This window comes from Ignavibacteriales bacterium, assembly GCA_026390815.1.
Classification (GTDB): Bacteria; Bacteroidota; Ignavibacteria; order Ignavibacteriales; family SURF-24; genus JAPLFH01.
In genome coordinates this window covers 36,449-49,619 of record JAPLFH010000032.1, presented here as the reverse complement: position 1 = coordinate 49,619, position 13,171 = coordinate 36,449, and the positions used below count along the sequence as shown (strand labels likewise).

Here is a 13,171-nt window from a genome sequence, read left to right as displayed (position 1 = left end):
TATTTTTTATTTTTGTGCAATAGAAAATTCCGCAGCCAATTTTTCGCTGAAAGATTCAATTGAATCAGAACCCATTATTTCAATTCTTGGTAAAGAAAGCAGTTTATCTTGTAAAGTGCTTAAAGTATATTCAGTTGATACTGCATACAAATAGCCGCAAGCACCAATAATGTGTTTAACGGAATCGTTAACATCACCATATGGATATGCGAATAAATCAACTTGCGTTCCCAATTCACGCGATAAAATCTCTCTTGATTTGATTGCTTCTATTACCACTTCTGTTGGTGGAACAGAAGTTAACGGCAGATGATTTAGTGAGTGGGACCCAAACTGAATTCCCTGTATTTGCAGTTCCCGAATCTCATCCCAATTCATCAATTCAATTTCTTCACCATAATGACTATCCCATTTATTGGTTTTACCAATGCAATTGACCACCAAAAATACAGTTGCAGAAAATCCAAACTCCTTCAAAATTGGGGCAGCATAAGTGTAAAAATCTTTAAAGCCATCATCAAATGTTAGGCTTATAGCTTTGCCTGGAAGGGGCTTGTTGTTAAGTATCGCTTTTCCCCACTCATTTATGGAGATAGTATAAAAACCATTTTCAAATAAATATTTCATTTGTTCGTAAAAATCATCCGGCGTAATCTTATATCTCGAAGTTTCAACCAATCCATCGGCCGAAATCCGATGATACATTAATATTGGTAAACTTGAGTTTAATTCTTTGGATTTTACAATGCTATCCGGAACTACTTTTCCCTTCCACAAAACCTGGGAATAAACTTCTTTTGTTAATTTTGCCTGGAGAGGAAGTTCTATAATATTGGGTTTACTAAATATTCCAAAATCAATTTTCTGCTTCTTCATGAATTGCTGAATATGATATAGCGGGGTTTTTAATTCTTTTATTTTTCTTATGGAATTTATTGATGAAAAGGTTTCACCAATTACTTTTGCTCCAAAAGGAACATCCCAATTGAAACCCGTTTCATTCGGTTCATCTGCAGCTACATTACCATTTGCCATTATTAAAGTTCCACCAGGTTTTAATGCAGCAGAAATTTTTTTAGCAACTGCAATTAAATTTTCCTTCCCTTTCATGAATAATAGAACCTCGCTGCAAATAATCAGATTGTATTGTTCTGGAATGGCATCTTCAGAAATATCTAATTGAAGATAAGAGATGTTTGAATAAAAACTACATCTTGATTTTGTTCTTGCCAAAGCAGTCTGCGAAAAATCTGCCGCAGTAAGTTTCATCACACGCGGTGCAAGTTGAGCTGTAAAATGCCCTTCTGCACAAGCGATTTCCAGGGCTGAATTAATTATTTTTTTTGGAACTAGTGAAAGTGTCTGCTCATATTTAATCTGTTCATATTCAGAAGTATAATTCCATGGATCTTCAGCCGCAGAAAAAAGGTTTTCGAAAAAATCTTTGTCATAATGCGTAGCAATCATTGTCCTATCAATTACAGGTTGATGATTTTCCTCCTTCCTTATTAACGAAGGTAATGATGAAGAATTAATAACTTCGGGATTGTAAATAACTTTATCTGGTCCTTTTCCATTAAAGTTTTTTAATACAAAGTCATTATTCACTTTAGAAGAATTAAGCAGCTCCATATAAATCGATTTGGGTAAAATTGCTTTCCGAGAGGCACTTGTTCCAAATGAATCCGGATATCGCCTTCCAATTATCATACTACCTTCAGGTAAGGTAAATGATTGGAGATTAATATTGGAATCATTTTTACTATCTGAAATTGATTTTTCTTTTAATCTCTTTTCATAGGAAGCAATTAACCTGTTGTATAAAGTACCGGCATCATCGAATTCACTTCCAATTAATGTATTTTTTACGACTGCTTTGCAAAGTTCATATCCGGTTTTAGTTGTTATCTCTGTCCTAATTTTACCAGCAGAAACTTTACTGTGTTTAGCTTCGATATTAACAACACCAATTTTCTCTCCGCCAACTGAAACAAGCACATTCAAATATCTTGTAGATACTTGAACATCATTTAAGGCGCTACTAATTTCTATATTAATCAATCCGTCTTTTAATTTGATTTTTTTTGTGTTAAATAAACTCAAATTTGGATTGTAAAAATCATCACTGCTATATTTGGGTAAGTGCCAGGCTTCTTGCAGGAAAACAGTCCATCCAATATGATCATGAATTTCATCCCAATTAATTGTTTCTGATTTACTGTTTAATTCTCCTAATACAAGACTCCCTCTTTTAATCAGCAATTTATTTCCATTTCTAATTAAGAAGAGTTCTTTATATATCGTTTCTGAAAAATATTTTCTCAAAATGTCCCACGAGCATTTATTTGCAATATCGTCTATCAAGACATCCGCCGGAACAAAATTATCAAAGACCGGTAATTCAATATTTCCAATAATGTTCCCCTTGTAAAGAACCTGACAACCTAATCTTTCAACAGAATGCGGAAGATGCAGATCCATAACTTTTTTAGTAACCTCAATACTTGTCCAAAATGTCTTACCAAGAATGACCGGCTTATCAAATTTTATATTTTCTGCAATTATTAGTTCTAGTGACTGTTTAACTCTAAGCTTTAATCTTGTTGCTTTAGATTTAATTTCCAGAGCATCCAGGAATTTTTCCAAATCATTCTCAATTTCCGGTAAAAGTTGGACCCAATCTTCGGGCATCAAACACTTTGGGAGGGGAACAGATTCAAACAAAGTTTCTGCAATACCGTAGGGTTCTATTGTTGGGCAGGCTTCATCGCCTATTAGATCGAGCAGAGGAATCGGATCCTTTTTATTTCCTAATGCTAAACCTATTCCCCAAAAAGCAGAATGATATTTACGGTAAGTCAGCTCTTTTTTGGGCAAACCAAATTTATGTTCAGGTTTTGGATTTGGTACTCTTGGATCTTCTGAGTGCCCACGTTCTAAAACAAAAAGTGCGTCCTTAACCATTTGAAATCCATCATTGGATGCTGAAAATTCTCTCATCCGGTAAAAGGCGAGCACTTCATCAACAAATCCAAAATTTGCCCCGCTTCTGGTAATTTTTTGCCAAAGATCCCAATCCTCGCAGGTATTTAAGGAAGTATCAAAACAGCCAACTTCTTCAATAAGACTTTTGCGGAAAAGACAGGGATGAATAGTAATAGCGCAAGTTCTTGCAAATGTTTTAAATAAATCACCAGTCTCCTTAAAGGGTTTTTGATGAATGATTTTGCCGCCGGTTGCAACACGTACCCAATTTGAATGAACTGCATCGAGCTTGGGATCTTCTTTTAGTTTGGCTGTTAGCAGTTCAAGGTGTTTATTCGCTATCCAATCATCAGAATCCAAAAACAGAAGCCAGTCATATTTCGCATGTTTAATTCCAGTGTTTCTGGCTGCGCCAACTCCTTGATGTGAGCCATTTACAATTCGAAATCGTTTATCTGATTCAATGAATTTTTCTACAATCTTTGCAGTATCATCAGTTGAGCCATCATTTATAACAATTGCTTCCCAATCTTTATGTGTTTGTGCTTGAACAGATTTTATTGTGTCGGATATTGTTTCTGCCGAATTAAAAGCCGGAATTATTATGGATACTTTCAAATAGTCCTCAAAAAATTTTTAGATTGATGCAACTTATCATTTGCCACATTTATGGTACCTTATTAAAGGTAACCATTTTCGATTAGTATTCAATGATAATAAGCACAAACCAGCTTATTAGTTTCTTAACGAATCTGATATTAATTGGAAAGTGAATAGGAAAGTAATTCTATGAGTTAACCACCAATTTAAAACCTCTGCCGTGAACATTAACAATTGATATTCTTGAATCTTCCGCGAGACATTTTCTGATTTTGGAGATAAAAACATCCATGCTGCGGGCACTAAAATAAGAATCGCTTCCCCAGATTTTAGTAAGGGCTTCATTGCGGTCCAAAACTCTATTCATATTTAAGCAAAGTAAATGAAGAAGTTCTGATTCTTTTGTTGTTAAGAATTCTACTTGTTTACCAATCTGCAATGTTTGATTAATACTATCAAAAAAATATCTGCCGATTTTGAATTGAATAAGTACCTCATTTTCTAATCCATTAACACTTCGTCTTAAAACCGCTTGAATACGCAGCAGGAGTTCTTCCATACTAAATGGCTTGGTAATATAATCATCACAGCCAACTTTAAATCCGGTTATCCGATCTTCCTTAAGTGATTTTGCAGTTAGAAAGATAATTGGGATTTTCTGATCTTTTTGGCGGACTTCTTTTACAAAAGTAAAGCCATCCTTCTTGGGCATCATTACATCTACAAGACAAATGTTGTAATTGGCTTTATTATATTCGATCATTCCTTCAACACCATTTGTAGAAAGTTTTACATCAAACTCTTTCATTTCAAGATGTTCTTTAAGTATAAAGCCAAGATTTGCATCATCTTCTAAAAGTAGAATTTTCATCTTTTGCATTTATTGTAAATCCTTTTTAGCGAATGATGGAAGAAATATTTGCACTTCAGTTCCTTTATTGTATTTGCTGTTCATGGTGATGGTGCCTTTGTGAGCTTCCACCATTAGTTTTACATAACTTAATCCCAATCCAAATCCTTTAACATCGTGGATATTACCGGAGAGCACGCGGAAATATTTATCAAAAATTTTCTTTAAATCTTCTTCTTTAATTCCAATTCCTTTATCAGAAATCTTAATTAAAATCCCATCGTTTAAATCAACTGTAGTAATGTTTATTTCGATAATGTCCGGAGAATATTTAACTGCGTTATCTAAAATGTTATGGATAATGTTTGTCAGGTGAACTACGTCTCCTTTAACAAAATGGTTTTGGGCTGTTAGATTTAATAAAAGCTTACCACCATTTCCATCAACCTTTAGTCCGGTATTTTGTGCTGCTTGTTCAATTATTGAGTGAAAATCTAAGTTAGTTAAATCCAATTCATAATCACCTTCTTCCAGCACAGCCATCTGAAGAATTTTTTCTACCTGCTGGCGCATTCGCTTATTTTCATCTTTAATAATTCTATTGTACCTATTAAGTTTTTCTTTATCATCAGATACAACCGGATTATCAATAGCTTCTGAAGCAAGAGATATTGTGGAAATGGGTGTTTTAAATTCGTGCGTCATGTTATTAATAAAATCAACAACAAGGGAAGCAAATCGTTTTTGATTTACAATTGTTCTGATTGTATAAATAAAACTTAATACGATAATAAGAATAAATAAGAATGCCAGGATCATCAATAAAGAAATTTCTTTTAAGATGAATAATGTTCTTTCCGGAAAATAAATGGTTAACATATTCGGCGATGTAAGAACATCAGTCGGAAATAATTTTACTTTCAAATTTGAGGTAAGTAATTTTTTATCAGCTCCAACTGGAAATATTTTTAGTTTATTATCTTTTTCTGAAGTGATTCCAAATTTATAAGCTAAAGAAACCCCGGTTTCATTTAGCTTACTTTTTAGCAGGGAATCCACAGTACCAAGATTGATCCTTTTTTCTATCGGTATTTCATCGGTTAGGATTAGCCGGTCCATTACCCGCGTAACAATTCTCTTTTTGTTTTTTGTTGAAAGTTCACGAAGAAATATACCCACCTGTTTTTCGTCATCAATTTTAAAATCAACATTGCTATCTAAAGAATACTTATACGCAAATCCTTTTCTGCCGGAAGGCAGCCGTACATCTGGCTTAATTTGCAAAACAGAATCTTTAATTACTGTTGTTCTCTTTCCGGTAGAATCAATTTTAATTACAATATTTTTCGTCTTTCCATTTTCGTTCGAGGAATATGTAGATACAAATATTTGCGTTGGTTTTTTCATCCGGGAGTTATTTCTAAAATATTTAATTGTATCTAAATCAGGCTGAGGAAGTTTGCCATTCCAAAATGTGGTATCGTTAGCAGCAACTTCAAAAATTCCTTTGGTTGCCTCGTTTGCTTCAAGTTCTTGAACAACATTGTTAAGTACAATTTGAATATTATGATCAAATGCTTGTTCCTTTTGTTGAATTGCATTCTTTAAAAAATATATTTGCAGTAAAATCAATCCTGTTAGAGCAATTGAAATTAAGATTGTTATTAATATGATTGCTTTTTTCTTCAACTTCATAATACAAAGGTAACAATGGATAAGATAAAAATCTTCCATCTTAACATTTCTTAACACTTTGTTTGGTGCAATTTAAATCGAAAGGAAGTTAGAAAGTTAAAATTTATAGAGTAGCTGGATTCCTAAATTCTGTGGATGGATTATTGGAAGTATTGACAATTCATTATTAGTGGATTTTCCATTTGATTGTTCAACAGTTTTTTTCGTTGGGGCAACAATATTTCCCAATGTGTATCCAAGATAAATTCCGAGCGGAAAGTCGCTGTACCAGTGCCAGCCTTTGCTTACAAGAGAAATTCCGACAAGCCCGATAGCTGCATAACTGACTGGTTTAATCCAGGTTTCTTCCGGATAATTATTTGCTATTACCGTTAATGTGGCTGTTAAGGTTGCAATATGTCCGGATGGAAATGCGTAATACTTAGACTGGTTATTCTGATATTTTTTTATTGAAGGGAATAAATCCCAGTTGCCGCTTCCTGTTGAATTCACCGCGGGGCTTTCTCGTCCGAAAGATCTTTTAAGAACCTGAACCAAAATTCCGGTAGCAAGCAAGGCTTCAATTAAATTGCTGGAAGTTTTATAACTTTTTTGGTCGTTGGCAGCCAACCCATAAATGGAAAATAATCCGGCAACTATTAAACTAAATTTGCCATCACCAAGATATAATAATTTTTCTTTTGTATCGCGAACAAATGGATTTTTGGTGGATAATTTGTCGGTAAAATCCCATGCTTCATGATCCACCAAAGTTAATAATCCTGTTAAACTTACTACTCCAAATATTTCCCGGGTATTTTCAAAGTTTGTATGATACTTTCCAAAAGAATAATAATCATCCGGAATATTTGTAAACATTTGGTGCCATGTTATGGAATTTAACTTTTCTTTTTCAGAAGAGATTATTTGGGTTGAATCGATAACGTGCACATCAATGGGCAGGCTATCCTGTGCGTTTACAATCAAGGTAAGTAATAGAAAAAAGTAAGGAAATATGGAAAATATAATCATCATTCTTTAAAAGCTTAAATTGAAAGACAAGCCGAGACTGGTCCTGTTAACATATGGCAAGATGCTAAGTTTCTTTTTGCTGTTTTCATCTTCAGTTAAATTAATACTTTGTGGATTGGCAATCAACTTTCCAAAAGCATAACCAATTGCAATACCCAAAGGATAATCGCTGTACCAGTGAATTCCACTGTTAACCATGCCAAAACATATCAGAGCGGATAAGGCATAGCTGGCGTGAATCGTCCAGCTTTTATATTCCGGATAATTTTCTATAATAACAACAAACGTCGCAACAGAAGTCGCAATATGTCCCGAAGGGAATGCATCATAAACCGGAACATGTTTATGATATTCTATCTGGTTTGGAAAGAATCGCCACTTGCCTGTAGAGCTTGATGCAACAAAAGGGCTTTCTCTTCCGGTAACATGTTTTATTAACTGAACAACAGAACCTGCCGCAAGAACTGCTTCTACAATTTGACTTGCTGTTTTTAATGCGCGGTGATCATCTGAAATAAATCCAAATGCTGCAAACCCGGCTGCTAACCCAAATTGAGTTCTGCCGTCACCAATTTCTTTAAACCAATCGCTAAAGTTTCTTGTAAACTGACTCTGTTTATAAAATTTATCTGAGATTTTAAATGTATAATCATCATTAATAATAAGTGCGGTAGTTGCCCCAGCCAGCAAAATATAAAGCGGGTAATTGGGTTCATTAAATTGGTCCTTTGTAAAACGCCACCAATCATCTGGTACATTAGTTATCATTTCATACCACTTAGGAAGAATTACCGGGGGCAATTCTAATGAATCTTTTGAAATACTTTCAGAAGATACTTTTAGTGAATCGTTTTGTTGGGAGACAAAATTGGAATCGTTTAATGGCTTTGCAAAACTTTCTTTTGTAGTGATACTGCTATCCTGGGTTTTGGGGAATATTTTTTCCGCACCTTGTAAATTAGTTGAGAAGAAAATTGCAATTATAAACAGATAACGAATGGAAGTAAAAGTGCGTATTATTTTGTACCTCTCTAAAAATTGTTGTATCAAGGAAATATCTTGTTTGGGATAATTCTAAAAAATGGAGACGGATATACCGTCTCCTAAAGTTTATATGATTATTCTACAAATTGTTTAGCGTAATACTTCGCGGTTAATTTTTCTCCAGTGGCTTTTTCAATCATAGTATTCCAGGAATATTTTTCTCCAACGGAAAAGATATTGTCTATTAAATATTTACCAACTTCCTTTTTATTGTAGAAACTTTCGTTTTTAGGATCGGAAGATTTAAGAATTTTATCGGCAATATAATAACTAAGCTGTGAAGCAAACAACTCACCAAGCTGATAATTATGGTAGTAAGCTGGGTAACTTGCAATATGAATCTTAGATGCCCAATCCGGTTCGTTCCTTCCTTCAGGTCGTTTCAACATTTGATATTTTTCCACCAGGTCCCACCAAAGTTTATTTAAATCCTGATCCGGATTTTCATACATACTTTTTTCAAAACGGTAAACAACCTGTGTCCATCTGCTGAATACTAATTGTTCAAGCCGCAGCGATTTATTTGCGTCTTCTGCGATTTTTGTTTTTTCAGCATCAGAAATACCAAGATTGTCTTTCATCCATACTGGATTGGAAGCAAATCTTCCGAACAACATTGCAATTGCTTCTGTTGTAAAAGTGTGGGCAGGTTCGCGTAAAGTCCAGGGAAGTTTTTGATCGATATTTTTATCATACACCGCATGACCAAATTCGTGAAGTGATGTGCCCATCCAATTATAATTTGGCTTAACGTTCATTACAACTCTAACATCAGTATTACGCTCGATGGTTGTGCAATAAGCATGCTGGTACTTGCCTTCTTTTTCATAAAGGTCGCTTTTGGAAATCATCTCGTCTATTGGCAAACCAATGCCATCATAATATGTTTTGGTGGTGTTTACAATGTCTTTATCCTTGTAGTAGGAATCTAAATTAACGCTGTAAATTTTTGGTGCTTCCTGGAAAAATCTATTTTGATAATGCCAGGGCATCAGCTTTTCTTTTGCAATGTTATATTTTTTCGCCAGAACATCATCCATTTCACTTTTAATTTTTACAAATGTATCTCTTGTAAGGTTATCTAATTCATCAAATATTTTCTCTATCTCCTGTGGGTCTTGCTCGCTAAGCTTCAAACTCATTTCGTGGTAGTTATTAAAACCAAGTTCTTTTGCTGCACCATTTCTAAGTTTTACTAAGTTAACAACATCAGATGCAACAACTCTACCAATAAGTTTACTTCCGAGCCATGCTGCCTGAAGTTCTTTAGAATCCTTTGAATTTTTTAATATCTCTTCAATTTGATTATCAGTTAATTTCTTGCCGTTAACTTCTGTTCTGAAAGTAGAAAATTTGTTTTCAATTTCACTTTGCGCTTTAATCATCTTCTCAAGTTTGGCGTCATCAATCTGATTCCGGAGATAAGCATAATACATTATATCAAGCTGCCGCTTAAGGAGTTCGTCTTCTATCTTGTTAGATTCTTTAATTTTTTTCAACTTCGCAAAATCTACCTTGTTTGAATAGATCTTACTTCTTTTAATTTCTATCTCCGCAGACTTATCGTAGTCCTCCTTCCTACCGGAAATAGAAGCGTTGAAATATGCTAATGCTGATTCGTTGGTTAAAGGAATTACTTTTATTTCGTAATCCTTTATGAACTTGGTTAGTTCTTCTTTCATTTTTTCGCTCTCCGATTTACCGCATCCTAAAATTAGAGTTAATAAAACAAGGAAAGATCCGAAGTAAATTATTTTGGATTTCATAAAACACCTTTATTTTTAATTAGCTTTGAAGTCATTTGAATGAAAAAGAAAGAATCAGTCGTTTCATGGTAGTCTTTTTAATAATTAAGCATATCCTCTCTGAACAATAAAAGGACGGCAGATTGCGGAACGATAAGGAGTCTTTCTTTTTCAACTTCTATTTCAATAGCTTCCTTGCGAAGAAATACAGCAAGATCGCCATCCTTTGCTTGGAGTGGAATATATTTGGCGGAGTTTTTCTTTTCCTTCCAGGGTTCATCCTCATCCATATTTGCTGCCACCGGATAACCGGGACCAACCTTCAAAATATAACCAGACTGAACTTTTTCTTTTTCCTGTACATTTGGAGGTAAGTATAAACCGCTATTCGTTTTATCTAAATTTTCTTCCGGTTTAATTAAAACGCGGTCGCCTACTACAATTATTTTCTGAATGTTAACCAACTTTATTCCGTTACTTTTACGACCTAAAAATATTCAGAAAAAAATAGAATTGCTATGGTAATGTTTTAATATATCTTAAAGTGTATATGCAATGTTGAACGCCAAATTGTGTTATTTTGTTAACGGGTAAAGCAATAATTAATTTAGGAATTTCTGGAAATGGAAAAATTTTGGAATGAAAGATATTCAACCGAAGAATTTGTTTACGGCAAAGAGCCCAACGAATTTTTTAAGCAGGAGATTGAAAAGCTAAATCCTGGTAATCTGCTGTTGATTGGTGAAGGTGAAGGAAGAAATGCTGTTTATGCAGCTAAACTTGGCTGGCAGGTGGATGCAGTTGATTTTAGCGAATCAGCAAAACGGAAAGCACTTATTCTTGCAAAGGAAAATGATGTTGTCTTAAATTATAATGTACAGAACTTAATCGATTTTGTACCAGTTGAAAATTATTATGACGCTGTGGGAATAATTTACCTGCATCTAGAGGAAGAACTACGCAAAGCAGTACACAAAAAAATTTTTAAGGCATTAAAGAAAGATGGGGCGTTAATTCTGGAAGTATTTGAAAAGGAGCAAATCAAATACAGCTCCGGAGGACCGAAGGACGTCGCTTTGCTTTATTCGCTTGAGGATATCGTCGTAGATTTTATCGATCTTGATTTTAAGAAGCTTAGCAAAGAATCTCTGAACATTAACGAAGGGAAACACCATTTGGGAAAAGCGGCTGTAATTCGTTTTGTTGGAATTAAAACTACCGAATAACACTTTTTGTTACTTCCGAAGTTTTTTTGTAAAAAGATGGAAACTGCTCTTGACAAAATAGTTTCCGTTTGTTATTTTAGAAACCAGAAAAACTAAAATAGTTTCCAGAGGTAATGATGGATGAAGATAAAAACAAAATACTAAACTACGCTCACCAGAAATTTCTAACTGGAGGATTTTATAAAGTCTCCATGGATGAAATTGCTTCAGAGTTAAGAATGAGCAAAAAAACAATCTATAAATACTTTCCTTCCAAAGAAAAACTTGTGGAAGAAGTTTCTCTTCAATTAAGAGAAAATATGCGAGATAGAGTGAAAGAAATAATTAAATCCGATGAGAATGCAGTTGTTAAAATTATCGGACTCTTAAGAACCGTGGGAGAAGTATTCGCAAAAGTAGATGAAAGAATGATGGTTGATCTGCAAAAACATTTACCTAAAATATGGGCTGGTATAGATGAATTCAGAACAAAACAGATTAATCAATTCTTTACACTTATTGTTAACCAAGGAAAGAAGGAAGGATTTATTATTGATTTCCCAATTGAAATTATAATGACAATTTATATTTCATCAATACGAGCAGTAATCAATCCTACATTTGTAATGAACAATAAATTTACATTTAAGGAAGCAATGGAGTTTACTTTCAGAATTATTCTTAACGGTATTCTAACAGATAAAGGCAAGAAATTATTTAATCAATCAATCAAAGGATTAGACAATGAATAAGATATTTATATTATCAGCATTTATTATTTCGATGTTTATTTTGGGTTGTGGAAAAGGAAATAACCTAAAAACTATCGAAGCATCAGGTACAATTGAAGCAACAAATATTATTGTAAGTTCAAAATCCTCCGGACAAGTGAGTTCCCTAAATGTTGATGAAGGAACCATGGTTAAAAAAGGAGATACACTTTTGGTGATTGATCACGAATTACTTGATATACAATTAAAGCAAGCAATAGCAGGAAGAGATTTATCTTCAGCACAATATGCTATGTTGAAAAATGGTGCCAGAACTGAGGACATAAAACAAGTTGAAGAAGTGTTGAATCAAGCTGAAATTAACTTTGGCTTAGCTGAGAAAGATAAAGTTAGAATGCAAAGTTTGTATGAATCAAAATCTATAACAAAGAAACAATATGAAGATGCTATTGCAAAATTTGAAATCACTAAAGCCCAATTTAATTCTGCAAAAGAGAATTTAAGGAAGATCAAGAATCTGGCAAGACCCGAAGAACTGCAGCAGGCAGAGGCAAATTTTAAAAAATCGGAATCCAGTGTTGACTTATTTAAAAAGAATATTAAAGATTGCAGTGTGGTAGCGCCAATGGGTGGATTTATTGTAAAGAAATTTGTTGAGATCGGTGAAATGGTTAATCCGCTATCTTCTTTATTCAAGATATCAGATTTAAGCACAGTCGACCTGGTGATTTATGTTTCCGAGGAAGAACTGGGCTTGGTTAAACTTGGTCAAAATGCTGATGTTTCTGTTGATGCATTCAAGGATAAAATATTTGAAGGAGAAGTAATTTTCATCTCTCCGGAAGCTGAGTTTACACCAAAAAATATCCAAACTAAAGATGAAAGAACAAAACTTGTTTTTGCAGTTAAGATTAAAATAAAAAATCCCAGCTTTGATTTGAAACCTGGTATGCCGGCAGATGCGATTATAAAACTTTAATTACAAGATTACAAAATTACAAGATTGCAAGATTGCAAGATTGGAAAATTTAAATGGTATGCAGCAATTCTGTAAAGAATATAAAAGGAAGCAGGAATGAAGATTGAAAATTTGAAAGGTTCATTGATTTTTATTAAACCAATTTATAATCTCAAACTTTTCGTGAAAGTAAAAGAAGAATTGAAATTGACCGTGTTACGCTTATCTCTTCGAAAAGACTAAGAATATTAAAAATAAACCAAGTGTTGGCATAACAGTTTTAAAAGAATTGTAATAAAAGTTGGAAGTTTAATGGTCATTTTAATTTTAACATTAATTGCAGCACA

10 protein-coding genes are annotated in these 13,171 nt (G+C 33.8%); 3 read left to right on the top strand and 7 right to left on the bottom strand.

The annotated features are described in order from the left end of the window. Positions 1-6: 6 nt before the first annotated feature. The 7 genes from NTX22_09720 to NTX22_09690 form a co-directional block, all read right to left on the bottom strand. Complete coding sequence (locus tag NTX22_09720) at positions 7-3,603, bottom strand: trifunctional glycosyltransferase/class I SAM-dependent methyltransferase/polysaccharide deacetylase (protein ID MCX6150790.1); 3,597 nt, start codon at positions 3,601-3,603, stop codon at positions 7-9. Between the two features lie 169 nt (positions 3,604-3,772). Next, positions 3,773-4,465: a response regulator transcription factor gene (locus tag NTX22_09715; GenBank protein ID MCX6150789.1), complete on the bottom strand. Its 693-nt coding sequence runs from the start codon at positions 4,463-4,465 to the stop codon at positions 3,773-3,775. After that, positions 4,466-6,169 (bottom strand): HAMP domain-containing sensor histidine kinase, encoded by a 1,704-nt coding sequence (locus tag NTX22_09710; GenBank protein ID MCX6150788.1) that lies wholly within the window; start codon positions 6,167-6,169, stop codon positions 4,466-4,468. It abuts the gene before it with no gap. A gap of 57 nt (positions 6,170-6,226) precedes the next feature. Continuing rightward, positions 6,227-7,144 (bottom strand): phosphatase PAP2 family protein, encoded by a 918-nt coding sequence (locus NTX22_09705; protein MCX6150787.1) that lies wholly within the window; start codon positions 7,142-7,144, stop codon positions 6,227-6,229. Between the two features lie 3 nt (positions 7,145-7,147). Beyond that, entirely contained in the window at positions 7,148-8,191 is a 1,044-nt protein-coding gene (locus NTX22_09700; GenBank protein ID MCX6150786.1) for a phosphatase PAP2 family protein, read from the bottom strand. Positions 8,192-8,259: 68 nt separating this feature from the next. Further along, positions 8,260-9,951, bottom strand: a complete 1,692-nt coding sequence (locus NTX22_09695; GenBank protein MCX6150785.1) for a M2 family metallopeptidase — start codon at positions 9,949-9,951, stop codon at positions 8,260-8,262. A 77-nt stretch (positions 9,952-10,028) separates the two neighbouring features. Beyond that, a complete protein-coding gene (locus tag NTX22_09690; protein ID MCX6150784.1) occupies positions 10,029-10,394 on the bottom strand; it encodes a co-chaperone GroES family protein in 366 nt (121 codons plus the stop codon). A gap of 159 nt (positions 10,395-10,553) precedes the next feature. Here NTX22_09690 and NTX22_09685 point away from each other — a divergent pair, with 159 nt between their 5' ends. The 3 genes from NTX22_09685 (at position 10,554) to NTX22_09675 (ending at position 12,845) form a co-directional block, all read left to right on the top strand. Beyond that, positions 10,554-11,156, top strand: coding sequence for a class I SAM-dependent methyltransferase (locus NTX22_09685; protein MCX6150783.1), 603 nt, complete (start codon positions 10,554-10,556; stop codon positions 11,154-11,156). Positions 11,157-11,272: 116 nt separating this feature from the next. Further along, positions 11,273-11,887: a TetR/AcrR family transcriptional regulator gene (locus NTX22_09680; GenBank protein ID MCX6150782.1), complete on the top strand. Its 615-nt coding sequence runs from the start codon at positions 11,273-11,275 to the stop codon at positions 11,885-11,887. After that, complete coding sequence (locus tag NTX22_09675; GenBank protein ID MCX6150781.1) at positions 11,880-12,845, top strand: efflux RND transporter periplasmic adaptor subunit; 966 nt, start codon at positions 11,880-11,882, stop codon at positions 12,843-12,845. The genes NTX22_09680 and NTX22_09675 overlap by 8 nt, the downstream gene beginning before the upstream one ends. The last annotated feature ends 326 nt before the right edge of the window (positions 12,846-13,171 follow it).

Excerpts from the sequence above, each read along its gene's own strand:
- NTX22_09715 (MCX6150789.1), bottom strand. The coding sequence starts at position 4,465 with ATGCAAAAGATGAAAATTCTACTTTTAGAAGATGATGCAAATCTTGGC.
- NTX22_09710 (MCX6150788.1), bottom strand. The coding sequence starts at position 6,169 with ATGGAAGATTTTTATCTTATCCATTGTTACCTTTGTATTATGAAGTTG.
- NTX22_09705 (MCX6150787.1), bottom strand. The coding sequence starts at position 7,144 with ATGATGATTATATTTTCCATATTTCCTTACTTTTTTCTATTACTTACC.
- NTX22_09695 (MCX6150785.1), bottom strand. The coding sequence starts at position 9,951 with ATGAAATCCAAAATAATTTACTTCGGATCTTTCCTTGTTTTATTAACT.
- NTX22_09685 (MCX6150783.1), top strand. The coding sequence starts at position 10,554 with ATGGAAAAATTTTGGAATGAAAGATATTCAACCGAAGAATTTGTTTAC.
- NTX22_09680 (MCX6150782.1), top strand. The coding sequence starts at position 11,273 with ATGGATGAAGATAAAAACAAAATACTAAACTACGCTCACCAGAAATTT.
- NTX22_09675 (MCX6150781.1), top strand. The coding sequence starts at position 11,880 with ATGAATAAGATATTTATATTATCAGCATTTATTATTTCGATGTTTATT.